Source organism: Mycobacterium kyorinense (assembly GCF_001672775.1).
Lineage (GTDB): Bacteria > Actinomycetota > Actinomycetes > Mycobacteriales > Mycobacteriaceae > Mycobacterium > Mycobacterium kyorinense_A.
The window spans coordinates 40,754-65,859 of the sequence record NZ_LZKJ01000046.1; the positions used below are offsets into that span (position 1 = coordinate 40,754).

A 25,106-nucleotide genomic window follows, 5' to 3' on the forward strand; every position below is an offset into this window, starting at 1 on the left:
CGACGGCAATCAACGAACAAGGAGTATCCATGGAGGGTTTTGCCGGCAAGGTCGCCGCGGTCACGGGCGCGGGATCGGGCATCGGCCAGGCGCTGGCCATCGAGCTGGGCCGCTCGGGTGCCAAGTTGGCGATCAGCGACATCGACAGCGAAGGACTGGCGCAGACCGAGGAGCGGCTGAAGGCCATCGGCGCACCGGTCAAAGCGGACCGCCTCAATGTCGCGGAACGCGAGTCCTTCCTGGGCTACGCCGACGCCGTAAACGAGCATTTCGGCAAGGTCAACCAGATCTACAACAACGCCGGCATCGCGTTCACCGGGGATATCGAGATCAGTCAGTTCAAGGACATCGAACGGGTGATGGACGTCGACTTCTGGGGAGTCGTCAACGGCACCAAAGCGTTTCTGCCGCATCTGATTGCCTCCGGTGACGGGCACGTCGTCAACATCTCCAGCATCTTCGGGCTGTTCTCGGTTCCCGGCCAAGCCGCCTACAACTCCGCCAAGTTCGCTGTCCGCGGGTTCACCGAGGCTTTGCGGCAGGAGATGGCACTCGCCAAGCATCCGGTCAAGGTGACCACCGTTCACCCAGGCGGCATCAAGACCGCGATCGCCCGCAACGCCACCGCGGCCGAAGGGTTGGACGCCAATGAGCTGGCCCACTTGTTCGACACCCGACTCGTCTTCACCAGCCCACAACGAGCGGCGCGCATCATTTTGACCGCCGTTCGCAAAAACAAGGCACGGGTGCTGGTCGGCCCGGATGCCAAGGCGCTGGACCTGATCGTGCGCGCGACGGGCTCGGGGTACCAGGGGCTGTTCTCGGCGGTAGTGGGCCGGATGCTGCCGTCGGCGCGTTAGCCTCCGTCGTCGCGGCTGCCGCGAGCGTGCGCAAACCCGGGAAAAGGTCCGGCGTGTCGGCCGGGAACACGCACGCTCGCGGCAAAAGGGGGCGCGGCAAAAGGGGCACGCTCGCGGCAAAGTTAGCGGCCGAGGGGGTGTTCGCCCAGCCACGCGTCGGCCACACTTTGCGGGTCGGCGCCCTTGGCGACCTGGCGGCGCATGTCGACCAGCGCGGCGGTGTCCAACACACCGGCCACCTCGTTGATCGCCAGCAACTGCCGATCGGTCAGCACGTTGCGCCGGTAGAGCGGCACCACGTTTTCCGCTTGCACCAACGCCGGCTTGCCGTCGGCCAGCACCACCACGTCGGCGGGCACATCGGGCGCGGCGGTGGTGGTCCACGCCCCGGTGATTCGCCCATCCCGAAGCGCTGCGAACATCGCTGCGGCGTCAGGGAATTCGCGGGCAGCAGGCAACTGACACCGGCTCACCTTCGCCGGTGTCTGGCTGCCGCGGATCGCCCCGATGACCAGACCAGCACAGTGCCGGGGCAGTGTGCTGAGCTCAGTGCCGCCCCAGGCCTTCGCGGTTGCCGGGGTCACCGCGAGCGCGGGTTTGTCCTCGGCTGCCGTGGTGTAGTCGCCGGCGGCGATCCCCTCCGGCAGCACGCCGATCATCGCTCGGTAGACCTGCTCGTCTGATCGCACCTTCGCACCCGGCTGAAAGACCTGTAACACCTGTCCGGTGAAGCCTGGGACGACGGTGAACGCTCCGGAATCCAGCCCGGCCAGCGGGTCGGGCACCGGCTCGTTGCGTGCCGGGAAACCATACGAACGCAGCGCCCCGACGTAGATGTCGGCCAGCAGCACCGAGTCTGGATGCGACCCCACCACCAATTCGGGCGGGTGACGCTGGGTGTCACCACAACCGGCCAGCGTCCACGCCGCGACGAGCGCCAGCGCGCCGCACACAGCGAGCCGTCGGAAAGCAGGCCCGGCGCTCACTCGGCGGCGTCTGCGGCGGCCGCCACCGCGGCGGCCACCGTCGGGCCGACCTTTGGCTCCAGCGGGCTCGGGACGATCCGGTCGGGTGCCAAGTCATCGGCGACGACGGAGACGATCGCCTCGGCCGCGGCCACCTTCATCTTCTCGGTGATCTTGCGGGCACCGGCGTCCAGCGCGCCGAGGAACACCCCGGGGAAAGCCAGCACATTGTTGATCTGGTTGGGGAAATCGCTTCGGCCGGTGGCGACAATCGCGGCGTGCCGGGCGGCCACGTCGGGATGGACTTCGGGGTCCGGGTTCGACAGCGCGAACACGATGCTCTCCGGCGCCATCGACGCGATCAACTCTTCGGGCACCACACCGGCGGACACTCCCAGGAACACGTCGGCGCCCTTCAGGGCCTCCACCATGCCCCCGACGAGACCGTCTGGATTGGTGCGCCGCGCCAAGTCGGCTTTCACCGTCGTCAGATCATCACGCTCGGGATGCAGGATGCCGCGCGAGTCCAGCACGGTGATATGCGAAACCCCTGCGGCCATAAGGATTTTCGCGCAGGCCACGCCGGCCGCACCGACACCGGAGATCACCACGCGCAGCGAGGCCATGTCTCGGCCGAGCACTTTGGTGGCGCCGATCAGTGCCGCCAGCACCACGATCGCGGTGCCGTGCTGGTCGTCATGCATCACCGGGCAGTCCAACGCTTCGATCAGGCGGCGTTCGATCTCGAAGCAACGCGGCGCCGAGATGTCCTCGAGGTTGACCGCGCCGAAGGTCGGTCGCAGCCGCACCAGGGTCTCGACGATCTCGTCGGGATCCTTGGTGTCGAGCACGATCGGGATCGAATCCAGCCCGGCGAACGCCTTGAACAGCGCACTTTTGCCTTCCATCACCGGCAGCGCGGCGGCCGGCCCGATGTCGCCGAGACCCAGCACCGCACTACCGTCGCTGACCACGGCCACCAGCCGGTTCGCCCAGGTGTAGCGGGCGGCCAGGGTGTGATCGGCGGCGATCGCGCGACTGACCTGCGCCACCCCGGGGGTATAGGCGATCGACAGCGCGCGCTGGGTGTCGAGCGGGGCCCGCAGCTGCACGGCGAGCTTCCCGGCTACATGGGCCTCGAAGATCTCGTCGTCTTCTAAGACGATGTGCGGGCTATTCGCAGGGTTGCTTTCGGACACTGCCTCAGGGTACTGCCGGCTCAGATCAGCCCCAGGTCGGTGACCGCGGTGCGCTCTTCGGCCAGCTCTGCGGTCGACTTGTCGATTCGACCGCGGGAGAACTCGTCGATGTCGAGCCCTTCAACGATGCTCCAGTTGCCGTCCTTGGTGGTCACCGGGAACGACGAGATCAACCCTTCCGGCACGCCGTAGGAGCCGTCGGAGATGACCGCCATCGACACCCAGTCACCTGCCGGGCTGCCCAGCAGCCAGTCTCGGGCGGCGTCCACGGTGGCCGAGGCTGCCGAAGCGGCCGAGGACGCTCCGCGCGCGTCGATGATGGCCGCCCCGCGCTTGGCGACGGTCGGGATGAACTCGTTCTCGATCCAGGACTGGTCGTTGACCGCCTCGGCGGCGTTCTTGCCCTTGATTTCGGCGTGGAAGATGTCGGGGTACTGAGTGGCCGAATGGTTGCCCCAGATCGTCATCTTCTTGATGTCGGTGACGGCAGCGCCGGTCTTTTGGGCCAGCTGCGAGATGGCCCGGTTGTGGTCGAGGCGGGTCAGCGCCGAGAACCGCTCCCGCGGGATGTCGGGAGCGTTGCTCATCGCGATCAGCGCATTGGTGTTGGCCGGGTTACCGGTGACTCCGATGCGGATGTCGTCGGCCGCCACGGAGTTGAGGGCCTTGCCCTGCTCGGTGAAGATCGCGCCGTTGGCCTCCAACAGGTCGCTGCGCTCCATGCCGGGTCCGCGCGGGCGAGCGCCGACGAGCAGCGCCAGGTTCACGCCGTCGAAGATCTTGTTCGGGTCCGCGCCGATCTTGACACCGGCCAGCAGCGGGAACGCGCAGTCGTCGAGCTCCATCACCACGCCCTCGAGCGCTTTGAGGGCAGGCTCGATCTCGAGCAGATGTAGCTCGATCGGGCGGTCGGGCCCTAGCAGCGAGCCGCTCGCGAGGCGGAACAACAGGCTGTAGCCGATCTGGCCGGCGGCACCGGTGACGGCGACCTTGAGGGGAGTTGTGCTCACGTCGTTGGCTCCTTGTGCAGGGTTGCGTCGGGTCGAAACTAGCGCACCGAAGCCGGCCAGCCATCCCCCGGTCCCCTGAGCGGCTCACAGGCAGTGCCATGCCGCGGCGCGTAGCATTGCCGACGCTTGGTCGGCTGCGGCGGGAGGTGACCCGATGCCATCGTTTCGTGGGTTGCCACCATCACTGCGGCCCGTCACGCGGCCTAAAGCCACCGATTCCGGCGCCCCGCCGGTCGCCCAGGTCATGGTCGACTGCGGCGTCTATGTCGACGGGGTGCGACTGCCCGGCCCCTACAGCCACGCGGAGGCGCTGGCCAAGGTGCACGAGGTCGAGCAGACCGGCCAGAACGCCTTCGCCTGGATCGGGTTGCACGAGCCCGATGAACGCCAGATGCAAGATGTGGCAGATGTTTTCGGGATCCACCTACTGGCCGCCGAAGACGCCGTGCACGCCCATCAGCGGCCCAAACTGGAGCGCTACGACGAGACCCTCTTTTTGGTTCTCAAGACGGTCAACTACGTTCCGCACGACTCGGTGGTGTTGGCACGTGAGATCGTCGAGACCGGCGAGATCATGATCTTCGTCGGCAAGAATTTCGTGGTCACCGTCCGACACGGCGAACACGGCGGGCTTTCCGAAGTGCGCAAACGGATGGACGCCGAGCCCGACCACATGCGGCTGGGGCCGTATGCGGTGATGCACGCGATCGCCGACCGGGTGGTCGACCACTATCTGGCGGTCACCAACCTGATGGAGACCGATATCGACGCGATCGAAGAGGTGGCATTTGCCCCCGGCCAGCGGACCGACGTCGAACCGATCTATCAGATCAAACGCGAGGTCGTCGAACTGCGCCGATGCGTCAACCCGCTCTCGGTTCCGTTCCAGCGGATGCAGACCGAACACAAGGACTTGATCTCCAAGGAAGTACGGCGCTACCTGCGCGACGTCGCCGACCACCAGACCCATGCCGCTGACCAGATCGCCGGCTACGACGAGACGCTCAGCTCACTGGTACAGGCCGCGCTGGCCCGGGTCGGGATGCAGCAGAACACCGATATGCGCAAGATGTCGGCGTGGGCCGGCATCATCGCGGTGCCCACGATGATCGCCGGGATCTACGGCATGAACTTCGACTGGATGCCCATCCTGCACCGGCCCTGGGGCTACCCGGTTGTGCTCGCGGTGATGGCCACGTTTTGCGTGGTGTTGTATCGCACGTTCCGGCGCAACCGCTGGCTGTAACGTCGAGTGTGAACTGAAGGCGACAACTCGGCGCGGATTCCGCCAACGTTTCACAGTGAAAACCGTGGATTCACAGTCGATTACGGCGAACTGAACCAGACCGCACAGGTCACTGCGGTTGGGCGGCGCGACGGTTGGGGTCCAAAACGTCGACGCCGTCGACCCGCCAGGCCTCCCGCATGGCGTCGGCACCTTTCAGCCGCACCCAGGCAGCTTCGGTCGCGGTGATCGGTGTCGCGGCGACAAAGCTCACCGGGTCGCGCGGCGGCTCCAGCGGCAGCTCGGCAATATCGCTGCGGCCCAACAACACCGCGGTGAACGGCGCGCGGCCCGAGGGGCGCGTCCACAGCGGCGAGCCTAGGTCGATCAGGGCGTCCGGCACCAAAACCACGCCCTCGACCGCTGGAGTTGCCGCTATCACCGCCAAGCTGCGCGCCAACCCGGTGGCCGGCCCGGGATCACGTAGCTGGAGCACGACTTCGGCGCGCGGGCCACGCAGCGGATCGGCCACCGGCGCCGTCGGATCGACCATCGGATGCCGCGAACAGCCCAGCGACACATAGTGCACCACACCGTCCGCGCCGGCACGGAAGCGCAGCACCTCGATGGGCTGGGCACCCAAAAACGTCACACTGGCGACGTCGGGCTCCGCCTCGATACCTGCTGCGGCAAAGTGCGCGCGCACATGCGCCCGCACTTTGGTCAGCTCGGGTGTCACTCGGCTTCGGGTGGTGGCGGAACAGTGAGATTGACGCCCGAATCGGCATCGAAGATTGCCAATTTCAAAGTGTCGAACGCCAATTCGATGGACTGGCCCTTGGCGGCTTTTGACTCCGACGGCACCCGCGCCACGAATTCATGGTGGTCGCTGCTAGATTCGGCGTCCTCGTCGGCCAGCTGGTCTGAGTGCACCACGGCGCCCTCGGCGGTGAAGTAGACGTATTTGTCCGCTCCCAGCGACTCGACCAGGTCGACCTTGGCCTCGAAGACCAGCGCCCTGATGCGCTGATAGCCGTCGATCAGGGCGGCATCGGCCAGATGCTCCGGGCGGATGCCCACGATCACATTGTCCGGCGCAGGATGCTGCGCAAGCACATCGTGCACCGGCTGGGTCAGCGTCACCTCACCGAACGGCAGGTTCAGCCCGGTGGGCGTCAATGTGGCCGGGAAGAAGTTCATCGCCGGGGAGCCGATGAAGCTGGCGACGAACAAGTTGGCGGGCCGCTCGTAGAGCTCGTCGGGCGTGCCGATCTGCTGTGCCACCCCGCCGCGCATCACCACCACCCGGTCGCCGAGCGTCATCGCTTCGGTCTGGTCGTGAGTGACATAGACAGTGGTGGTACCCAGTCGCCGCTGCAGCCTGGCGATCTCTCCACGCATCTGCACGCGGAGTTTGGCGTCCAAATTCGACAGCGGCTCGTCCATCAGGAACGCCTTGGGATGGCGCACGATGGCCCGGCCCATCGCCACCCGCTGACGCTGACCACCCGACAATTGCGACGGCTTGCGATCCAAAAAGTCGGTCAGGTCAAGAATTTTCGCGGTTTCCTCAACCTTCTCGGCGATCTCGGCCTTCTTCATCTTGGCCAACGTCAGCGGGAAAGCGATGTTCTGCCGCACCGTCATATGTGGGTAAAGCGCATACGACTGGAACACCATCGCGATATCGCGGTCTTTGGGGGCCTTCTCGTTGACCCGCTCGCCGCCGATACGCAACTCGCCGGACGAAATATCCTCCAGTCCGGCAATCATATTCAGCGTCGTGCTCTTGCCGCAGCCGGACGGTCCGACCAGGATCACGAACTCGCCGTCGGCGATGTCAAGGCTCAATTCCTTCACAGCCGTCGCGCCGTCGGGGTAACTCTTGGTCACCCTGTCCAACACAATTTCGGCCATCGAGCTACCCCTTCACCGCGCCGGAGGTCAAGCCGGCAACAATTCGTCGTTGGAAGATTAGAACAAAAACGATGATGGGGACGGTGATCACCATCGCCCCGGCGGCGATCGAGCCGGTCGGTTCTTCGAATTGCGAACTGCCGGTGAAGTTGGCGATCGCCACCGGCGCGGTGATCGCGGCTTTGGTTGCCGTCAACGACAACGCGAGTAGCAGGTCATTCCAGGCGAAGATGAACACCAGGATGGCGGCGGTGACGATTCCCGGTGCCGCGAGCGGGGCGATCACCTTGCGGAAGGCCTGACTCGGTGTGGCGCCGTCCATCTTGGCGGCCTTCTCCAGATCCCAAGGTATCTCCCGGAAAAACGCCGACAGCGTGTAAATAGCCAGTGGCAACGCGAACGTGATGTAGGGGATGATCAGCCCCGGCCAGGTGTCGAACAGGCCGAGGCGACGTTCGATGTTGAAGATCGGTGTGACGAGCGAGATCTGCGGAAACATCGCGATCAGCAGGGCCGCACCGATCAGCAGATTTTTGCCCGGGAACGCCAGCCTCGCCACCGCGTACGCTGCCATCGCGCCGATCACCACCGCGATCGCCGTCGTGATCACCCCGATCCCAATCGAGTTGATCAGTGCCGAGCTGAAGAAGTTGCCGTGAAAGATCCCCCGGTAGTTGTCGAAGGTCACCGATTCTGGAATCAGCTTGCCGTCCTTGACCTTTGACGTCGGCTTGAGTGACAGCGACAAGATCCACAGCACCGGGAACAGTGCATAGATCACCACCAACGTGTCGATCACCACCCAGCTGGTGGCCCGCCGGGCACCGATTCGCTCAGCCATCGCCGTCACCGCCGGGTGCCGAAGCGCCGAACACCTTGACGAACAGCAACGCGATGACACCCACGCACAGGAAGATCAGCACCGAAATCGCCGATCCCAAGCCGACATTGAAGCCCTTGAACAAGTTGTCGTAGCCCAGGATCGACACCGAGCCGGTGCCGTTGGAGCCACCGGTGAGCACGTAGATGTTGTCGAAGATCCGAAACGCGTCCAGCGCGCGAAACAGCAACGCAACTACGATCGCCGGTTTGATCAACGGCAGGATGATCTTGACCAGGCGTCGCCATGCGCCGGCGCCGTCGACCTGGGCAGCCTTCAACAGGTCGTCGGGCACCAACGCCAGGCCAGCCAGCAGCAGCAGCGCCATGAACGGCGTCGTCTTCCAGACCTCGGCGAGGATCACGATGCCCAACGACGGGATCTGCTGGGTCAGCGGGGCGCTGCCCTGCGGCAGCAGGTTGGCCAGATATCCGGTGCCCGGTGTCCAGGCGTAGTACCAGCTGTAGGAAGCAGCCACGGTGACGATGCCGTACGGAATCAGGACTGCGGTGCGCACCAGACCTCTACCGACCAGACTTCGGTGCATCACCAGCGCCAGCGACAAGCCCAACACGAACTCGAGCGCTACCGAGATCACCGTGATCGCCGACGTCACGGCCAACGCCGTCCACCACAACCGGTCGGAAAGGATGGTCTGGTAATTGGCCAGCCCGACGAAGGCGGTCTGGTTGGGTGTCGTGAAGTTGTAGCGCTGCAAACTCAGCCACACCGCGTAGCCGATCGGGTAGGCCGTCACGGCCAGCATCAGAATCACCGCGGGGGCAACCAGCATGAACGCCAACCGTCGCTCCGACGCGCGGTTCTCGGTGGTACCGGCCGCCGTGGTAGCGGTCACGGGATCAGCCCCTTGCCGTCGATGGCTTTCTGCACCTGCGCGGTGAGCTGGTCGGCGGTGCGTTCGGGGTCGATCTTGGTGATCGGAGCCAGCGTCGCCGAAATCCGGGTGGACACCGCCTGATAGACCGGCGTCACCGGCCGCACCGCGGCGTTGGTGAGCTGGCGGCGGATGACGTCGTACATCGGAAACTTGGCCTGGAACTGTGGATCGGAGTACAGCGACGTGCGCACCGCCGGCAAACCACCTTCGATCGAGACGTACTTCTGGTTGGGCAGGCTGCGCAAACAGCGCACCGCCTCGAAGGCTTCCGCCCGGTGCCGAGTTGTCTTGGCCACCGCCAGGTTCAGCCCGCCGATCGTCACCCTGGCCGGCCGGTCTGGCTGCACGTCCGGATAGGGAGCGAACCCGAACACCGACGTGGCGGCTTGGTAAGCGGCGCGGAACTGCTGATCGGTCGGCGCGAAACCCCCTAGCCTGTCGATGCTGCCCGCCAAGTCCGGCCGCTGATTCAGCGGCAAAAACCGGACGCCGCCTTTGACCGCGTTCTCCAGCAGGGACGGCAGCACGAACGGCCAGTTGACCTCCAATGCGGCTTTGCCTTCCTCGAACGCCAACCGTGCGGTGCCCTCGTCGGTTTGGGTGATCGACGGGTCGGCGCCCGGCGCGGTGGCCACCGACTTCAGAATCTGCAACGCCTTGACGGTCGCCGCCCGGTGGGCGGGGGTGTCGGTCAACGTGACGGTTCTGCCGTCATCGGAGAGCACCTGTCCCCCGGCGCTGACCAGCAGTGTGTTGAACCACGCCACCAGCCCCTCATACTGCTTGGCCTGCACGGCGATCCAACTGGGCTCGCCGGCGGCGTGCAACCGGCTCGCCTCAGCCACCATGCCGTCCCACGTGGTCGGCGGCTTGTCCATCAAATCCGCCCGATACCAGAGCAATTGGGTATTCGTGGTCATCGGGGCGGCGTACAGCGTTTGCTGCCTGCGGGCCGTCGCCAGTGGACCAGGCAGGGTGTCGGACGTGGCGTCGGCCTCCGCCCGTCCGGCCGGATCGTCGGACAAGGGCAGGGCCCATCCCGCGTCGGCGAACTCCGCGGTCCACACCACATCAAGGGCCATCACGTCCAACGTGCGGTCGTTACCGGTGAGCCGGCGGGCCAGTTGCAATCGCTGGTCGTCGGCTGAGCGGGGCAGGCTGAACTGCCGAATAGCGAATCGCCCGCCGAACTGGCCGGTGCAACGCTGAGCGATCTCGGTGAAGGTCGCGCCTTCGTTGGCCGGGGTGTAGAGGCTGATTACCAGTCCGTTGTCGGCCGATCCGCACGCCGTCAACACCGACCCGGTCGTCAACGCCGCCACCGCGGCCGCAGCCAGCCTGCGTGGGCGCCAGCGACGCTTCGCCACCGCACCTGCCTCTCGTCCGTCCCCGTGGCGTTCGCAGCCCGGCGGAGGGCGCTGGGCGCAGGGGATCGCCACGTTCTACTCGCGCCAGAACGGTAGAGCGAGGTGCGCGTGAGATGCAACACGTCGGCGGGCGCGTCGCGCTCGTCGGCGCTGCTGATCAGATCGCCAGGTGCGCGAGCAGGTCGCGGGCCTTCTCGGCATTCTGCGGATCGCACAGCACGTCGTAGCGACCGGCGACCAGTTGCATCGTCGAGCTGAAATCGCGGGTGCCGCGCGCCATCGCATAGGGGACCGCGGAGGTGATCAGGCCGAAGAACACCCCGGCAATCAAACCGGTACCCAGCGCGCCCCAGGGGTTGGGGCTGAAGAAGCCCAGTATCACCCCGATGAACAGGCCCAGCCAGGCGCCGGTCAATACGCCGCCGCCGAGAACCTTGGGCCACGTCAGCCGGCCGGTGACCCGCTCGACCTGCATGAGGTCGACGCCGACGATCGTGACTTGCTGCACCGGGAACTCTCGCTCGGACAGGTAGTCCACCGCGCGCTGCGCCTCGGCATAGGTGGGGTAGGAACCGACCGGCCAGCCTTTCGGTGGGGTCGGCAATCCGGGGGCACCGCGGCGGCCCGCGCCCGGGCCGGCGGGTGTGGCACCGGGAACCTGTCCCGGCTGGTAGGGGCTGGTCATGCTGCTATTCTCCTCTGCCGACGCGTCGGCGGGCGGTCCGGCCGTCAACCGTCCGCATCGTTTAGGTTGAACAGCATGACAGTTCCCGGCGGCGACTCCGGCGAGAAGCCGCACCGCGGACCAGACCAACCGTCGCAACCAGGGCGAATGCCGTCCGGCTACCCGCCGCCCTATCCGCCGATGCCGCCGCAGTACGGCGGGCCCCCGGCCGGGTACAGCCCCGGCTACCCGCCGCCGGGCGGCGGCCCGGCCGGACCTCCCCCGCCCTGGTATCCCGACCCGTACGACCCCTACCGCGCGGCCGCGCCGACGGGCACCAACCCGTTGGCGATCGCATCGCTGGTGGCTTCGATCGTGGGATTTCCGCTGTTCCTGATGTGCTACATCGGGGTCGGCGGCTGGATCGCCGGAATCGTGCTGGGCATCGTCGCGCTCGGTCAGATCAAGCAGACTCAGCAAAACGGATACGGCCTGGCCGTGGCGGGCATCGCTGTCGGAGCCGTCGCGCTGGTGCTGTCGGCGATCGGCCTGATCGTGTTCTTCGGCCTGGTCGCTGCATCGGCCTGAGCCGCACTCAGCTGTCCGGCGGCACGAAAGCGTCCGCTTGGCGCCGCATGCCTGCCGCGCGTCCCTTGGCCGCGACCACCAGCGCCATCTTTCGGCTGGCTTCGTCGATCATCTCCTCGCCGAGCATCACCGCGCCCCGGGCACCGCCTGCGCTGGAGGTGTGCCATTCGTAGGCCTCCAGGATCAGCTCGGCGTGGTCGTACTCGTCTTGGCGGGGGCTAAAGATCTCGTTGCCGGCGGCGATCTGGTCGGGATGCAGCACCCATTTGCCGTCGTAGCCCAGGGCCGCCGAGCGGCCCGCCACCCGGCGGAACGCCTCGATATCGCGGACCTTGAGGTAGGGCCCGTCGACGGCGGCGACGCCGTGTGCGCGCGCCGCCACCAAGATCGTCATCAACGCATGGTGGTAGGCGTCGCCGACGTCGTAACCCTCCGGCTGCTCGCCGACGACCAGCGTGCGCATGTTGAGGCTGGCCATCAAATCAGCGGGACCGAGCACCAGCGCCTGCACCCGGGACACGGCCGCGATCGCGTCGACGTTGCGCAGCCCCTGAGCGTCTTCGATTTGCGCGTCGATCCCGATTCCGCCGAGCGGCAAATCATGAATCGTCTCCAACTGCGTGAGCAACAGATCGAGCGCCTGGACATGCGAGACATCAGAGACCTTCGGCAGCACAACGACATCGAGCTGCGCATCGGGTGCCGCACCGACGGCCGACACGACTTCGATGATGTCGGCATGGGTCCACGGCGTGGTCCAGCCGTTGACCCGAACGCCGCGCAGTTGTCCGGCCCACCCCGGCCCGGCAAGCGCGGCGGCCACCCGGGAACGGGCCGGTGCCTTCGCCTCCGGCGCAACGGCGTCCTCCAAATCGAGAAACACCTCGTCGGCCGGCAGTCCTTTGGCCTTCTCGATCATCTTCTGGCTGCTGCCCGGAACCGACAGGCAGGTCCGGCGGGGCCGATAGGCGTTATTCACCGTTCCACTCCTACAGTTTGAACCATGACGTCGATCAACCGGGTGTACGCGGCGCGACTGGCGCGAATGCTGGTTCTCGGTCCGATGGGCGAGTCGCTCGGCCGCGTGCGCGACGTCGTGGTCAGCATCAGCATCGTGCGCCAACAGCCGCGTGTGCTTGGCCTCGTCGTCGATTTGCCTTCCCGCCGAAGGATTTTCGTGCCGATCGGTCGGGTCTCGGCGATCGAGCCCAATGCGGTGACCCTCAACACCACCAGCTTGTCGTTGCACCGGTTCGAGCAGCGGCCCGGCGAGGTGCTGGCATTGGGGCAGATTCTCGACACCAAAGTGCGGGTCAACGACCCGGAGTTGCCGCAGCTGGCCGACACCGAGGTGGTGATCACCGACCTCGGCATCGAGCAGACCCGAACCCGCGACTGGATGGTGACCCGGCTCGCGGTCCGCAACCAACGCCGGCTGGGCCGCCGGGCGAACGTCTACGTCGTCGACTGGCACAACGTGGTGGGCCTGACGCCGTCAGCGCTGGCGATGCCCGGACAAGGCGTGGCGCAGTTGCTGCACCAGTTCGAGGAATGGCGGCCTATCGAAGTGGCCGACGCCCTGCGTGAACTGCCACCGAAGCGACGCTACGAGGTGGTCACCGCCCTCGACGACGACCGGCTCGCCGACATTTTGCAGGAGCTGCCCGAAGACGATCAGGCCGATGTGCTCAGACAGCTGGGCACCGAACGTGCCGCCAGCGTGCTCGAGGAAATGGATCCCGACGATGCCGCCGACCTGCTCGGCGCAATGAACCCCACCGATGCCGAGCTGCTGCTGGGCCGGATGGACCCCGGGGAGTCCGATCCGGTGCGACGGCTGTTGAAGCACTCACCCGACACCGCCGGCGGCTTGATGACGTCGAATCCGGTGGTGCTGGGACCCGACACCTCGGTGGCTGAAGCGCTGGCCCGGGTCCGCGATCCCGACGTCACGCCCGCGTTGTCGTCGCTGGTGTTCGTGGTGCGCCCGCCCACTGCCACCCCGACTGGCCAGTATCTGGGCTGTGTGCCGCTGCAGCGGCTGCTGCGCGAGCCGCCGGCCGCGCTGACCGGCGGGATCATCGACACCGACCTGCCGTGGTTGGCGCCGGAAACCTCGATGGCCGCGCTGACCCGCTACTTCGCCGCCTACAACCTGGTGTGCGGGCCCGTTGTCGACGAACAGAACCACCTGTTGGGCGCGGTGACCGTCGACGACGTGCTCGACCATCTGCTGCCGCACGACTGGCGCGAAAGCACCGAAGAACCCGCGCTGAATGCGGCCGGAGGGCCGCCGTGAGCAAACCGTCGGCACGGCAACGGCTGTACACGCCGCGGACCTCGCGGACATTCGCGCCGCGGGTAGACCCCGAGACCGTCGGACAGGTCACCGAATCGGTCGCGCGCTTCTTCGGCACCGGCCGCTATCTCCTCATCCAGACCGTCGTGGTGGTGGCCTGGATTGTGCTCAATGTGTTCGCGGTTCGACTGCGTTGGGACCCGTACCCTTTCATTCTGCTGAACTTGGCTTTCTCCACCCAGGCCGCCTACGCGGCACCGCTGATTCTGTTGGCCCAGAACCGCCAGGAGAACCGGGACCGGGTGACGTTCGAAGAGGATCGCCGGCGCGCCGAGCAGACCAAGGCCGACACCGAGTATCTGGCCCGCGAGTTGGCCGCCTTACGGCTGTCGATCGGCGAAGTGGCCAAAACACGCGATTACCTGCGTCACGAGCTGGAAAGTCTGCGAAACCTGCTCGAGGAACGGCATTCGGAAAGCCCGGGCACCGCCGCCGTGCGCGCCGGCGACGGCAGCGACGGTCGCGCCAAGAAATCGGGCTAGCCGGAATACGGGGTTACATACTCCGCCATTGTTGCCACTGGCGTCACAACTGTTATGTATGGTGACTTAGTTCACGGGGCTGGCATGGCTGCCGGAACGCCCGGATACGGCTCGAATACTCAAGGACGGTCGAGTGCGCATAGGGGGACGCTGGGATGCACGCCCGGCCCTAGCCCGGCGTGCCGCCCACCTGCGGGAGGCGGTGCAGCGCTCCGCTACCCGTGTGGCCGGGACTCCGGCATTCGGTCTTGCGGTGATCATCCCGCTGGTTTTCGCCGGGGCGGTTGGCGGTGCCCCGCCGTTCCCCGCAGCCACACACACAGTTCGCGACACTGGCATCACGCCGGTTGCAGCCGTCGCGCCCGCTCCGCGCGACCTTTCCGGCCCATCGGTCATCGCGATCGCCCGTCCTCCGGATGCCTTCCACATCGCGGCGTCCACCGTGACGGCGCCACCGCCGACCGTGGTGGTGAGTGCACCCGGCGCGCTGCGCATCCCCACGATGGCGCTTTCGGCGTACCGCAACGCCGAGCAGATGATGGCGAACTCCGACCCGGCCTGCGGCATCAGCTGGAATCTGCTGGCCGGGATCGGGCGTATCGAGTCGATGCACGCCAACGGCGGCGCCACCGACGCCCGCGGCACCGCGATACGACCGATCTACGGGCCCACGCTGGATGGCACGCTGCCCGGTAACGAGGTCATCGTGCAGGGCAACGTCGGCGGCCGAGTGACCTACGCCCGCGCATTGGGGCCGATGCAGTTCCTGCCCGGTACCTGGGCGCGGTATGCCTCCGACGGCGACCGCGACGGCGTGGCCGATCCGCAGAACCTGTACGACTCGACGCTGGCCGCCGCCCGCTACCTGTGCAGCGGCGGACTGAACTTGCGGGATTCGACGCAGGTGATGTCGGCGATCCTGCGGTACAACAACTCGATGCCGTATGCCCGCAACGTGTTGGGCTGGGCCGCGGCGTATGCCACCGGCGTGGTGCCGGTCGACCTGCCGCCGCTGACTGGACCGGCGCCGCCGATCGCCGACCCGCGTCTCGAGCATCTCGAGCATCCGGAAGGCCTCGGCCCCGGCTTGCCGCTCAACATGCACGGCCTGCCCTCCACCGACCCGTTGTCGCGGTCGCCGTTGATTGATCTCAGCCAGTCCGCGGCGCCGACCCAGCAACCGATGTGGCCGTGGCAGTCGCCCTCGCAGGCTCCTCGCCCCGCCACCTGCACGGTGATCTGCATCGGGCCACAAGAAGCGGCGCCGCCGCAACAGCCGTCGACGCCACCATGGCTTGCGCCGCCCCCAGCTGAGGCGCCGGTCCCCGCGGCCGCTCCGCCGGGAGTGCCTGCTGCGGCGCCTGCTGCCCCGCCACCGGCCGGTCCCCCGGCTCCCGCGGCCGTTCCGCCGGGAGCGCCCGCCGCGCCGCCCGCCGCGCCGCCTGCCGCACCTGCACCGGCCGCGCCTGCACCTGCTGCGCCCGCACCGGCTAACCCGCAGTCCGGACCGGGGCCGTTGCCTGGCCCCACCGGCTGAGCGCGCAGCGGAGTGACCCCGGTCTCCCGCCGTCTCGATGCGTGTCGTCGCGGCACTACACTCGGCGGTGATGTCCGGAACCCATGACGACGCCGAGCTGACTGCGGCTATCCGTGCCGCGCTGGGCAAGGTGATCGACCCTGAATTGCGACGCCCCATCACCGAACTCGGGATGGTCAAAGGCGTCGAGATCGCCCCGGATGGCGGGGTACACGTCGAGATCTACCTGACCACGGCTGCCTGCCCGAAGAAAACCGAAATCAGCGAACGCGTCAGCCAAGCGGTCTCCGATGTGCCCGGCACCGGCGCGGTGAAGGTCACCTTGGACGTGATGAGCGACGAGCAACGCACCGAGCTGCGCAAGCAGCTGCGCGGCGACGCCCGCGAGCCGGTCATCCCATTCGCTCAGCCGGGATCGCTGACCCGGGTCTATGCCGTCGCCTCCGGCAAAGGCGGCGTCGGCAAGTCGACTGTGACGGTCAATTTGGCCGCCGCGATGGCAGCGCGTGGATTGTCGGTTGGGCTGCTCGACGCCGATATCCACGGCCACTCCATCCCGCGGATGATGGGCACCACCGACCGGCCCACTCAGGTCGAGTCAATGATCCTGCCGCCCATCGCCCATGAGGTGAAGGTCATCTCGATCGCCCAATTCACCCAGGGCAATACCCCGGTCGTTTGGCGCGGACCGATGCTGCACCGCGCTTTACAGCAGTTCTTGGCCGACGTGTACTGGGGCGACCTCGACGTGCTGTTGCTCGATCTGCCGCCGGGAACCGGTGACATCGCCATCTCGGTGGCCCAGCTGATTCCGAGCGCGGAAATCTTGGTGGTGACCACGCCGCAACACGCTGCCGCCGAAGTGGCCGAGCGTGCGGGCAGCATCGCACTGCAGACCCGTCAGCGGATCGTCGGCGTGGTGGAGAACATGTCGTGGCTGATGCTTCCCGACGGTGCACAGCTACAGGTCTTCGGCGAGGGCGGCGGCCAGCAAGTCGCTGAGCGGCTCTCGCGTGCCGTCGGCGCCGACGTGCCGCTGCTGGGGCAGATCCCGCTGGATCCCGCGCTGGTCGCTGCCGGCGACTCCGGTGTACCGATCGTGCTCAGCGCGCCCGACTCGGCGGCCGGCAAGGAACTGCGCAGCGTCGCCGACGCCTTGTCGTCGCGGCGCCGCGGACTGGCCGGAATGTCACTGGGTTTGGACACCACGCGGCGGTAGCCACTGCAGAGTGACAACTTCGAAAGTGTACTGACGGCGGGATTTTGGCCGCGATTTTTCCGCCCTGGATTCACACTCAACGAGCCTAGGTTGCGTCGGTATCGAACGGCGCCGGGCCGACGCTCGGCGGTTCGGGCTCACCTAGTGGTGGGTGGGTGGCCGGCTCAGGAACGCCTTCTTCCACCCGGTCGAACTTTCCGGTGAACAGTGAATCGTCGCCGTCGAGTAGGTGCTTGGTCAGTGCCGCACGCGGCGTCATCCCGCGCAGCTTCTGTAGCTCGCGCAGCGGCTCCCGCAGATCCTCGAACTCGGGGCCGATGTCCTCGCGCAGCTGTGTCGTCATTCCGCTGAGGTAGTCGCGGGCCTGACGCAACGCGTTGGCGCTCCACCTGATGGCACCGGGAAGCCGCTCGGGGCCGAGGACTACCAGCCCGACCACCACGAGGACGAGCATTTCCCCCCAGCCGACATTGGCGAACACTTAGCCGTTGTCCGGACCGGGTTTCACCGTCAGCGTGACATGCCGCCCGTCGCGCACCACTTCGATCGGCGCGTCCTCCCCGATCTTCAACTGTCGCACGGCGACCACCATCTCGTCGGCGTCGGCGACGGGACGGTTGCCGACCTTGACGACCACGTCGTTCTCCAGGATGCCGCCCTGCTGCGCGGGGCTGCCGGCCTTCACGTTGGCGACCTGGGCGCCGGAGGCGATCGCGTTGCTCACCGACCGAGTGCTCAGCCCCAGCGTCGGGTGCACGATCTTGCCGTCCTTGATCAGCGTCTGCGCGACTTCTTTCGCCTCGTTGACCGGGATCGCGAAGCCAAGCCCACTGGCGCTGTCCGACAACGACTTCCCCGCGGTGTTGATGCCGATCACCTGCGAATCCATCCCGATCAGCGGGCCACCGGAGTTGCCGTGGTTGATCGACGCGTCGGTCTGCACCGCGTCGATCACGGTGTCGGTGTCCGAACCGTCACCCGACAACGGGATCGGGCGGTGCAGCGCGCTGATGATGCCGTGAGTCACGGTGCTCCGCAGGCCCAGCGGTGCGCCGGCCGCCAGCACCTCGTCACCGACACGCACCTTGTCCGAGTCGCCGAGCCGGGCCACGGTCAGGTTGTCGACGTTGTCCACCTTGAGGACGGCCAGGTCGGTTTTGGGATCGCGGCCGACCAGGTTGGCGGGCACTTCCTTGCCGTCGTTGAAGACAACGCTGGTCTTGAATTGGCTGGGGTTATTGGCCGCCTCGGAGATCACGTGGTTGTTGGTGACGATGTAGCCGCGACCATCGATGACCACACCGGAGCCCTGCATGCCCTCCTGGTCGCTGACCGACTCGACCGTAACCACGGAGTCGGCCACCGCGGCGGCCACCTTGGCGAACCGGCCGGCCGGCTCTTCGCCGTTGCCGCCGGTGGACAGCGTGACCTTCGACGTCGTGAACGCCTCGGCAACTTCGGCGGTCTTATTGCCTACCCAGCCGCCCAAGGCTCCGATCGCCAGCGCGATGGCAGCGAGAAGCGCCAATGCGCGGTAGGAGACTTTGCCGCCGAACAACACGTCGCGGGCGCCGAGCTTGCCCTGGAACCGGCCGGCACCCCGCGGGGCGGACGGCGTCAGGGCTGGGTCGCCCAGCGCGGCGGCGGCCCCCGGGTCGCGCCAAGGGTCGTCGCCGTCGTCGGACTGGTCTTGGTTTTTTTCACCGTCCAGCGCGCCGGCATCGGTGGGATGACGCTGCAGCGAGTCGGCACCCGGGAACGGGCGGCCGAAGGCTTCGGCGAGCACCGGGTCAGCCGGCTCATCGTGCGGAGTGAACTCGCGTTGGTCGCGGTATTTCTGCGGACGGACCAGCTGGGAGATAAACGATCCCCGCACGCCCGCGGGACGGCTGAAGGTCTGCTGCGAAGCGGGATCGACCGACGGCCGCGAGACGGGCCGCGGCGCCAGGCGGTGGCCGCCGTACTTGTCCTGGTCGGAGGTCACGTCATCCTCTTCCGAGCAGTTGGGAAATACGCGCTATGACAACGAGCGCGGCGTTAGACACCGGCGCAGCCAGCCTAGTATCCACCAGGCTACCGGCGCTTACGCCGGTCAGGCGTGGGGTCGTCGGCCAATTGATCCGAGAAGGCCGCGGCCTCGTCGGGCGGCGAGTGCGGAATTTGCGACAGCATGCCGAGCAGGGTGCTGGGGATGCTGATCGGGCTGGAGTCGCGCAGCGCGGCGCGCGCTCGGCCCTGATCCTCCACCTCGCTGGCGCACTGCGGGCACAACGAAATGTGATGGGCGGCACGCAGGTGGGCGTTCATTCGCAGCTCACCGTCGACGAACGCGGCGATGGCCTCGGTGGACAGGTGCTCGGTAGAGCCGAACTGTCGCGGCGCGCCGACCGGCGCGTTGCTCTGGGAGGCGAATTGGGAGGGGAGCCAGGAGAACGCACGGCGGAACACATGTCCCCGGTCGGGCATCACCAACTCCTCTCGACACAGCGTTGTGTGTGCGCAGCGGCACTACCTTGAATGTAGCGCGCTGCCCCCCACGCGATAGCACTGAACAGCCGAGAAGCTCGGGTGTCGCCCGGTTAGGCGGTCGCGTCCTCAGGTCGCTCGGCGTGCTGAGGGTGTGCCGCCAGATAGTCCCGCAGCGCTTGTCGGCCACGGTGAATGCGGCTACGCACGGTGCCGAGCTTGACGCCCAGCGTCGCGCCGATCTCCTCATACGAGAGACCTTCGATGTCACACAACACCACGGCAGCCCGGAATTCCGGCGGCAACGAATCCAGCGCCGCCTGCAGGTCGGCCCCTAGCCGGGCATCGTGGTAGATCTGCTCGGGGTTGGGCTCGTCGGCGGGCACCCGGTCGTAATCCTCGGGCAACGCCTCCATCCGAACACGGCTACGCCGGCGCACCATGTCCAAAAACAGGTTGGTGGTGATGCGGTGCAGCCAGCCCTCAAAGGTCCCCGGCTGATAGTTCTGCACCGATCGGAACACCCGGATGAACGTTTCCTGAGTGAGGTCCTCGGCGTCGTGCTGGTTGCCCGACAAGCGGTAGGCCAGCCGATAGACCCGGTCTGCGTGCTGACGCACCAACTCGTCCCAGGACGGCATCGCCGCCTTGTCCCCGGTTGCGTCGAAGACCGCCGTCCCGTACGGCTCGTCAGCTGGCTCAACCCAGTCAGCGTCGCGGTAGCGCTCGGGGTGCGACATGCTCGCCGGGCTCATCAATGTGGTGATGTTCAGATCCTCCGAATCGGTCCTGCCGTCAACGTTGGGCAGCGCTTCATCGCGGGCAACACGCTGACCCCCGGAAGTATTCCCGGCCCAGCGCTCTCCGCGTTCCATATAGCTACCGTCGCTTATCGCGGTATGGCCGATATGTGACGGCACTGTGCATTCACTGAGAAACCCGCCGGGCGACCCTTTATGCTGCGGCGTTGGTGCGCGATGTGACATTGTGCGGCTTGGACTTCCGGGCGTGTCGCGGCTCACCGGCCCAGACCGTCGTTCGGGCGCGCCTGCCCGCGCGGAGCATCGGTTGGACTTACGCTGCGGGCATGACCAGCACCGACGACGCCGCCGGCCGGACGGCCCAAACCAGTCGGGCCGCAGCGATCTCCGCGCACGCCGAGGGGTCGATCTCCGAAGATGCGGTTTTGGCGGCAGCGCGAGACCGCGCCGTCGAGATCGGCGCCGGCGCCGTCACGCCCGCCGTCGGCGCGCTGCTGAGCTTGCTGGCCAGGCTTAGTGGCGGCAAAGCCGTCGTCGAGGTCGGCACCGGTGCCGGGGTCAGCGGACTGTGGCTGCTCTCGGGTATGAGCGACGACGGGGTGTTGACCACGATCGACATCGAGCCCGAGCACCAGCAGACGGCCAAGCAGGCGTTCAGCGACGCCGGGATCGGTCCGTCGCGCACGCGGCTGATCAGCGGCCGCGCCCAGGAAGTGTTGACCCGGCTCGCCGACGAGACCTACGACCTGGTGTTCATCGACGCTGACCCGATCGATCAGCCGGACTACGTCGTCGAAGGCGTGCGGCTGCTGCGCTCGGGCGGCGTGATCATCGTGCACCGGGCAGCGCTGGGCGGTCGGGCCAATGACCCGGCCGCCAACGACGCCGAAGTCACCGCAGTGCGCGAAGCCGCACGCCTGATCGCCGAAGACGAGCGCCTCAACCCGGCGTTGGTGCCGCTCGGCGACGGCTTGCTGGCCGCGGTCCGCGACTGATCTTTTCCCGTCTTGGCTTGTCCCGGGATGATCCTTGACAGTTGACTGAACGCGCGTTTAGTGTACTGAACATGCGTTCAGCCGACTTGACCGCAGCCGCCCGGATCCGCGATGCGGCCATCGAGCAGTTCGGCGAGCATGGTTTCGGCGTTGGCCTGCGCGCGATCGCCGACGCCGCCGGCGTGAGCGCAGCCTTGGTCATTCATCACTTCGGTTCCAAGGAAGGTTTGCGCCAAGCGTGCGACGACTACATCGCCGAAGAGATCCGCAGCGGCAAATCGGAGGCGATGCAGTCGTCGGACCCGGCGACGTGGTTTGCCGCGATGGCCGAAATCGAGTCATACGCGCCCTTGATGACCTACCTCGTCCGCTCCATGCAATCGGGCGGTGGTCTCGCAAACGCCCTGTGGCGCAAGATGATCGACAATGCCGAGGGATACCTCGACGAAGGCGTGCGGACGGGCATACTCAAGCCCAGCCGAGACCCCAAAGCTCGAGCAAAGTATTTGGCGATCACCGGCGGAGGCGGCTTCCTGCTGTATCTCCAGATGCACGAGTCCCCGACGGATTTGCGTGCAGTGCTGCGCGACTACGCCCGCGACATGATTCTGCCCGCGCTGGAGATCTACACCGACGGCCTGATGGCTGACGGCACCATGTACGACGCATTCCTCGCCGAAGCAGAACAGGGAGAATCCAATGTCAGTTGACAACGGCCAGGCGGCAATCGAAATTTGCCAGCTGACGAAGACTTTCGGCGCGGTGCGGGCACTGGACGGCCTCGATCTGACGGTGCGCCAGGGCGAAGTGCACGGCTTTCTCGGGCCCAACGGCGCGGGGAAGTCGACGACGATCCGCGTGCTGCTGGGTGTGGTGAAGGCCGACTCCGGTACGGCGCGACTGCTCGGCGCCGACCCGTGGACCGACGCCGTGCAGTTGCATCGTCAGATCGCTTATGTGCCGGGGGATGTGACGCTGTGGCCTAACCTCACCGGCGGTGAGACCATCGACCTACTCGCCCGCATGCGCGGCGGTATCGACGAGAAGCGGCGAGCCGAACTCGTCGAGCGCTTCGAGCTGGACCCGCGCAAGAAGGCACGAACCTACTCGAAGGGCAACCGGCAGAAGGTCTCCCTGATTTCGGCGTTCTCGTCGCGGGCCCGGCTGCTGCTGCTCGACGAGCCCAGCAGCGGCCTGGACCCGCTGATGGAAAACGTGTTTCAGCAGTGCGTCGCCGAAGCCCGCGATCGCGGTGCGACGGTTCTGCTGTCGAGCCACATCCTGGCCGAAACCGAGGCGCTGTGCGAACGCGTGACGATCATCCGGGCCGGCCAGACCGTGGAGAGCGGGACACTGGATTCGATGCGCCACCTCAGCCGCACCTCGATCAAAGCTGAAATGATCGGCGATCCCGGCGATCTCACCCGCATCAAGGGAGTGGAGGACGTGAGCATCGAGGGCACCACGCTGCGGGCGCAAGTCGACGGCGAAAGCCTCGGCGAACTCATCCGGGTGCTCGGCGACGCCGGAGTGCGCAGTCTGATCAGCCAGCCCCCCACATTGGAAGAGCTCTTCCTGCGCCACTACGGCGCCGATGGTCAGGATGTGCGCAGCGGCGAACAGGTGCCCGCATGAGCACCGCCACGCTGGACCGGCCGGCTCAGCAAGCGCCGCAGCGTAGTTCGAACTTCTCCGGCACCGGCGGGATGCTGCGGCTCTATCTGCGCCGCGACCGGATCGTGTTACCGCTGTGGGTGCTGCTGCTTTCGCTGCCGCTGGCCACCGTTTATATCGGCAGCATGGCGAAGGTGGCGCCCACCCAGGCAGAGCGCGCGACGTTTGCGTCGTCGATCATGGCGAGCCCGGCACAGCGTGCGCTCTACGGCCCGGTCTACAACGACACCCTTGGCGCGGTGGGCATTTGGAAGGCCGGAATGTTCCATCTACTGATCGCGGTGGCGGTCATCCTCACCGTGGTGCGCCACACCCGCGCCGACGAGGAGACCGGACGCGCCGAGTTGATCGACTCGACCGCGGTGGGCCGCTACGCCAGTTTGACTGCTGCGCTACTGCTGTCGTTCGGGGCGTCGATCAGCGCCGGCGCGATCGGCGCAGCGGGACTGCTCACGACCGACGTCGAGCCCGGTGGTTCGGTGGCATTCGGGGCGGCGCTGGCCGCATCCGGGTTGGTGTTCACGGCGGTGGCCGCGGTTGCAGCGCAACTGTCGCCAAGCGCCCGATTCGCCCGGAGCACGGCATTCTCTGTGCTGGCCGCCGCGTTCACCTTGCGCGCGGTCGGTGACGCCGGTTCGGGCACCTTGTCCTGGCTCTCACCCCTGGGCTGGTCGCTCCAGGTTCGCCCCTATGCCGGGGACCACTGGTGGGTCCTGACGCTGCACCTGGTGACGACGGTGCTGTTGACCGCGCTGGCATACCGACTACTCGCCGGCCGGGTCGTCGGCGCCGGGCTGATCGCCGAGCGTCCGGGTCCGGCGCGAGCCGCAGCGACATTGGGCAGCGTGTCGGGGCTGGCGTGGCGGCTGGACCGCGGCGCGCTGCTGCTGTGGACGGTCGGACTGTGCCTGTATGGCTTACTGGTCGGCAGCGTCGTGCATGGGATCGGCGATCAGCTTGGCGATAGCACGACGGCGCGTGACATCGTTACCCGGATGGGCGGAACCAGCGCCTTGGAACAGGCGTTCATCGCGATCGCGTTCGCCATGCTGGGTATGGTGGCCGCCGCGTTCGCTATCTCGCTGTCGTTGCGCTTGCACCAGGAAGAGACCGGCCAGCGGGCCGAAACGCTGCTGAGCGGTGCGGTGAGCCGAAGTCGTTGGTTGGCAAGCCATCTGACGGCCGCAGTGGCGGGATCTGGCGTTGCGATGCTGGTTTCCGGGCTGACCGCCGGACTCACCTACGGGCTTGCCGCCGGGGATGTCAGCGGCAAACTGCCCCCAGTCGTGGGTAGCGCGGCAGCGCAACTGCCCGCGGTGTGGCTGCTTGCCGCCGTGACGCTCGCGTTGTTCGGGGTGGCGCCACGCTTCACCCCGGCGGTCTGGGGCGTGTTGGTCGGATTCATCGCGTTGTACCTTCTCGGTTCGTTGGCGACTTTGCCGCAGTGGCTGTGCGACCTCGAGCCGTTCACACACATTCCCCGAGTCGGCGGTGGTACCTTCACGGCGGTTCCGCTGCTGTGGCTGCTGGTGATCGACGCGGCACTGATAGCACTCGGCGTGGCGGCCTTCCGGCGCCGCGATCTCAGAAGCTAAGGAGGCTGCATGAAAACTGTTGTCAAAGCAGCACTTTCAAGCGTGTGGGGCCTTGTGGTCTTCGGGTTGGTGGTGTTCTTGCCGGCTGGCACGTTCCATTACTGGCAGGCCTGGGTTTTCCTTGGCGTATTCGTCCTGTCCACCTGGATCCCGGGCGTCTACCTACTGCGAACCAATCAGGATGCGCTTGACCGGCGGATGCGGGCGGGACCGTTGGCCGAGGACCGAACGCTGGAGAAGGTCATCATCTCCGTCGCACTATTTTCGCTGGCGGCCATGTGCGTAGTCAGCGCCTTGGACCACCGGTTCGGCTGGTCATCGGTTCCGGCCTCGGTGTGTTTGGCCGGCGACGTGCTGGTCGCGATCGGGCTCGGTCTGTCCATGCTGGTGGTCATCCAGAACGCTTATGCGGCAGCCAATGTCACCATCGAGGAGGGTCAGCGGG

General features: G+C 66.8%; 25 protein-coding genes and 1 pseudogene. 12 read left to right on the plus strand and 14 right to left on the minus strand.

Annotated elements, in window-relative coordinates:
• Window positions 1-29: 29 nt before the first annotated feature.
• Entirely contained in the window at window positions 30-860 is an 831-nt protein-coding gene (locus tag A5707_RS04050; RefSeq protein ID WP_065013232.1) for an SDR family NAD(P)-dependent oxidoreductase, read from the plus strand.
• Between the two features lie 122 nt (window positions 861-982).
• Here the strand turns inward: A5707_RS04050 and A5707_RS04055 are convergent, their stop codons facing one another.
• From A5707_RS04055 to A5707_RS04065, 3 genes are read right to left on the minus strand one after another with little or no spacing between them, the layout of a single operon-like run.
• A complete protein-coding gene (locus A5707_RS04055) occupies window positions 983-1,813 on the minus strand; it encodes a glycine betaine ABC transporter substrate-binding protein (RefSeq protein ID WP_065013233.1) in 831 nt (276 codons plus the stop codon).
• Between the two features lie 29 nt (window positions 1,814-1,842).
• Window positions 1,843-3,024 (minus strand): NAD(P)-dependent malic enzyme, encoded by a 1,182-nt coding sequence (locus A5707_RS04060; protein ID WP_082969239.1) that lies wholly within the window; start codon window positions 3,022-3,024, stop codon window positions 1,843-1,845.
• Between the two features lie 20 nt (window positions 3,025-3,044).
• Window positions 3,045-4,034, minus strand: a complete 990-nt coding sequence (locus A5707_RS04065) for a malate dehydrogenase (RefSeq protein ID WP_065013235.1) — start codon at window positions 4,032-4,034, stop codon at window positions 3,045-3,047.
• Between the two features lie 154 nt (window positions 4,035-4,188).
• On the opposite strand from A5707_RS04065, the gene corA reads away from it, so the two are divergent.
• The gene (gene corA / locus A5707_RS04070; protein ID WP_065013236.1) at window positions 4,189-5,280 is read left to right on the plus strand and encodes a magnesium/cobalt transporter CorA; all 1,092 of its coding nucleotides are present in this window, start codon (window positions 4,189-4,191) and stop codon (window positions 5,278-5,280) included.
• Window positions 5,281-5,389: 109 nt separating this feature from the next.
• On the opposite strand, the gene A5707_RS04075 is transcribed toward corA, so the two are convergent.
• From A5707_RS04075 to A5707_RS04100, 6 genes are all read right to left on the minus strand, one after another.
• A complete protein-coding gene (locus A5707_RS04075; protein ID WP_419866386.1) occupies window positions 5,390-5,986 on the minus strand; it encodes a suppressor of fused domain protein in 597 nt (198 codons plus the stop codon).
• 8 nt (window positions 5,987-5,994) lie between these two features.
• On the minus strand, window positions 5,995-7,176 hold the full coding sequence (locus tag A5707_RS04080; protein WP_065013238.1) for an ABC transporter ATP-binding protein: 1,182 nt from the start codon (window positions 7,174-7,176) through the stop codon (window positions 5,995-5,997).
• A 4-nt stretch (window positions 7,177-7,180) separates the two neighbouring features.
• Window positions 7,181-8,005 (minus strand): carbohydrate ABC transporter permease, encoded by an 825-nt coding sequence (locus tag A5707_RS04085; RefSeq protein WP_197495239.1) that lies wholly within the window; start codon window positions 8,003-8,005, stop codon window positions 7,181-7,183.
• A 4-nt stretch (window positions 8,006-8,009) separates the two neighbouring features.
• Window positions 8,010-8,849 (minus strand): carbohydrate ABC transporter permease, encoded by an 840-nt coding sequence (locus A5707_RS04090; protein ID WP_065013262.1) that lies wholly within the window; start codon window positions 8,847-8,849, stop codon window positions 8,010-8,012.
• 59 nt (window positions 8,850-8,908) lie between these two features.
• Window positions 8,909-10,321, minus strand: coding sequence for an ABC transporter substrate-binding protein (locus tag A5707_RS04095; RefSeq protein WP_082969240.1), 1,413 nt, complete (start codon window positions 10,319-10,321; stop codon window positions 8,909-8,911).
• Between the two features lie 157 nt (window positions 10,322-10,478).
• Entirely contained in the window at window positions 10,479-11,006 is a 528-nt protein-coding gene (locus A5707_RS04100; RefSeq protein ID WP_065013240.1) for a general stress protein, read from the minus strand.
• A gap of 75 nt (window positions 11,007-11,081) precedes the next feature.
• On the opposite strand from A5707_RS04100, the gene A5707_RS04105 reads away from it, so the two are divergent.
• Window positions 11,082-11,573 (plus strand): DUF4190 domain-containing protein, encoded by a 492-nt coding sequence (locus A5707_RS04105; RefSeq protein WP_082969241.1) that lies wholly within the window; start codon window positions 11,082-11,084, stop codon window positions 11,571-11,573.
• 7 nt (window positions 11,574-11,580) lie between these two features.
• On the opposite strand, the gene A5707_RS04110 is transcribed toward A5707_RS04105, so the two are convergent.
• The gene (locus A5707_RS04110; RefSeq protein WP_065013242.1) at window positions 11,581-12,552 is read right to left on the minus strand and encodes an HpcH/HpaI aldolase/citrate lyase family protein; all 972 of its coding nucleotides are present in this window, start codon (window positions 12,550-12,552) and stop codon (window positions 11,581-11,583) included.
• A gap of 24 nt (window positions 12,553-12,576) precedes the next feature.
• On the opposite strand from A5707_RS04110, the gene A5707_RS04115 reads away from it, so the two are divergent.
• From A5707_RS04115 to A5707_RS04130, 4 genes are all read left to right on the plus strand, one after another.
• Window positions 12,577-13,872, plus strand: coding sequence for a magnesium transporter MgtE N-terminal domain-containing protein (locus A5707_RS04115; RefSeq protein WP_065013243.1), 1,296 nt, complete (start codon window positions 12,577-12,579; stop codon window positions 13,870-13,872).
• Window positions 13,869-14,414: a DUF1003 domain-containing protein gene (locus tag A5707_RS04120; RefSeq protein ID WP_065013244.1), complete on the plus strand. Its 546-nt coding sequence runs from the start codon at window positions 13,869-13,871 to the stop codon at window positions 14,412-14,414. Before A5707_RS04115 ends, A5707_RS04120 begins: the two co-directional genes overlap by 4 nt.
• Window positions 14,415-14,547: 133 nt before the next feature.
• Entirely contained in the window at window positions 14,548-15,951 is a 1,404-nt protein-coding gene (locus A5707_RS04125; protein ID WP_065013245.1) for a lytic transglycosylase domain-containing protein, read from the plus strand.
• A gap of 37 nt (window positions 15,952-15,988) precedes the next feature.
• Complete coding sequence (locus tag A5707_RS04130; RefSeq protein ID WP_156657545.1) at window positions 15,989-17,170, plus strand: Mrp/NBP35 family ATP-binding protein; 1,182 nt, start codon at window positions 15,989-15,991, stop codon at window positions 17,168-17,170.
• An 85-nt stretch (window positions 17,171-17,255) separates the two neighbouring features.
• On the opposite strand, the gene tatB is transcribed toward A5707_RS04130, so the two are convergent.
• The 4 genes from tatB to sigE form a co-directional block, all read right to left on the minus strand.
• Window positions 17,256-17,651 (minus strand): Sec-independent protein translocase protein TatB, encoded by a 396-nt coding sequence (tatB, locus tag A5707_RS04135; RefSeq protein ID WP_065013246.1) that lies wholly within the window; start codon window positions 17,649-17,651, stop codon window positions 17,256-17,258.
• On the minus strand, window positions 17,652-19,154 hold the full coding sequence (locus A5707_RS04140) for a S1C family serine protease (protein WP_065013247.1): 1,503 nt from the start codon (window positions 19,152-19,154) through the stop codon (window positions 17,652-17,654).
• Between the two features lie 89 nt (window positions 19,155-19,243).
• The gene (gene rseA, locus A5707_RS04145) at window positions 19,244-19,636 is read right to left on the minus strand and encodes an anti-sigma E factor RseA (protein WP_065013248.1); all 393 of its coding nucleotides are present in this window, start codon (window positions 19,634-19,636) and stop codon (window positions 19,244-19,246) included.
• 113 nt (window positions 19,637-19,749) lie between these two features.
• Window positions 19,750-20,511 carry an RNA polymerase sigma factor SigE gene (gene sigE / locus A5707_RS04150; protein WP_065013249.1) on the minus strand — a complete coding sequence of 254 codons (762 nt, stop codon included), beginning with the start codon at window positions 20,509-20,511 and terminating at the stop codon, window positions 19,750-19,752.
• 212 nt (window positions 20,512-20,723) lie between these two features.
• Here sigE and A5707_RS04155 point away from each other — a divergent pair, with 212 nt between their 5' ends.
• The 5 genes and pseudogenes from A5707_RS04155 to A5707_RS04175 form a co-directional block, all read left to right on the plus strand.
• Entirely contained in the window at window positions 20,724-21,392 is a 669-nt protein-coding gene (locus A5707_RS04155) for an O-methyltransferase (RefSeq protein ID WP_065013250.1), read from the plus strand.
• Window positions 21,393-21,463: 71 nt separating this feature from the next.
• Window positions 21,464-22,102 (plus strand): TetR/AcrR family transcriptional regulator, encoded by a 639-nt coding sequence (locus tag A5707_RS04160; protein ID WP_065013251.1) that lies wholly within the window; start codon window positions 21,464-21,466, stop codon window positions 22,100-22,102.
• Window positions 22,092-23,027, plus strand: coding sequence for an ABC transporter ATP-binding protein (locus tag A5707_RS04165; protein ID WP_065013252.1), 936 nt, complete (start codon window positions 22,092-22,094; stop codon window positions 23,025-23,027). Before A5707_RS04160 ends, A5707_RS04165 begins: the two co-directional genes overlap by 11 nt.
• Window positions 23,024-24,661, plus strand: a complete 1,638-nt coding sequence (locus A5707_RS04170) for an ABC transporter permease (protein WP_156657546.1) — start codon at window positions 23,024-23,026, stop codon at window positions 24,659-24,661. The genes A5707_RS04165 and A5707_RS04170 overlap by 4 nt, the downstream gene beginning before the upstream one ends.
• Before the next feature lie 9 nt (window positions 24,662-24,670).
• Window positions 24,671-25,106, plus strand: a pseudogene (locus tag A5707_RS04175) (isoprenylcysteine carboxylmethyltransferase family protein); the annotation flags it as partial.

Excerpts from the sequence above, each read along its gene's own strand:
- A5707_RS04165 (WP_065013252.1), top strand. The coding sequence starts at position 22,092 with ATGTCAGTTGACAACGGCCAGGCGGCAATCGAAATTTGCCAGCTGACG.
- A5707_RS04170 (WP_156657546.1), top strand. The coding sequence starts at position 23,024 with ATGAGCACCGCCACGCTGGACCGGCCGGCTCAGCAAGCGCCGCAGCGT.
- A5707_RS04155 (WP_065013250.1), top strand. The coding sequence starts at position 20,724 with ATGACCAGCACCGACGACGCCGCCGGCCGGACGGCCCAAACCAGTCGG.
- sigE (WP_065013249.1), bottom strand. The coding sequence starts at position 20,511 with ATGGAACGCGGAGAGCGCTGGGCCGGGAATACTTCCGGGGGTCAGCGT.
- A5707_RS04130 (WP_156657545.1), top strand. The coding sequence starts at position 15,989 with ATGCGTGTCGTCGCGGCACTACACTCGGCGGTGATGTCCGGAACCCAT.
- corA (WP_065013236.1), top strand. The coding sequence starts at position 4,189 with ATGCCATCGTTTCGTGGGTTGCCACCATCACTGCGGCCCGTCACGCGG.
- A5707_RS04100 (WP_065013240.1), bottom strand. The coding sequence starts at position 11,006 with ATGACCAGCCCCTACCAGCCGGGACAGGTTCCCGGTGCCACACCCGCC.
- A5707_RS04050 (WP_065013232.1), top strand. The coding sequence starts at position 30 with ATGGAGGGTTTTGCCGGCAAGGTCGCCGCGGTCACGGGCGCGGGATCG.
- A5707_RS04160 (WP_065013251.1), top strand. The coding sequence starts at position 21,464 with ATGCGTTCAGCCGACTTGACCGCAGCCGCCCGGATCCGCGATGCGGCC.
- A5707_RS04080 (WP_065013238.1), bottom strand. The coding sequence starts at position 7,176 with ATGGCCGAAATTGTGTTGGACAGGGTGACCAAGAGTTACCCCGACGGC.
- A5707_RS04105 (WP_082969241.1), top strand. The coding sequence starts at position 11,082 with ATGACAGTTCCCGGCGGCGACTCCGGCGAGAAGCCGCACCGCGGACCA.
- rseA (WP_065013248.1), bottom strand. The coding sequence starts at position 19,636 with ATGCCCGACCGGGGACATGTGTTCCGCCGTGCGTTCTCCTGGCTCCCC.
- A5707_RS04115 (WP_065013243.1), top strand. The coding sequence starts at position 12,577 with ATGACGTCGATCAACCGGGTGTACGCGGCGCGACTGGCGCGAATGCTG.
- A5707_RS04090 (WP_065013262.1), bottom strand. The coding sequence starts at position 8,849 with ATGCTGGTTGCCCCCGCGGTGATTCTGATGCTGGCCGTGACGGCCTAC.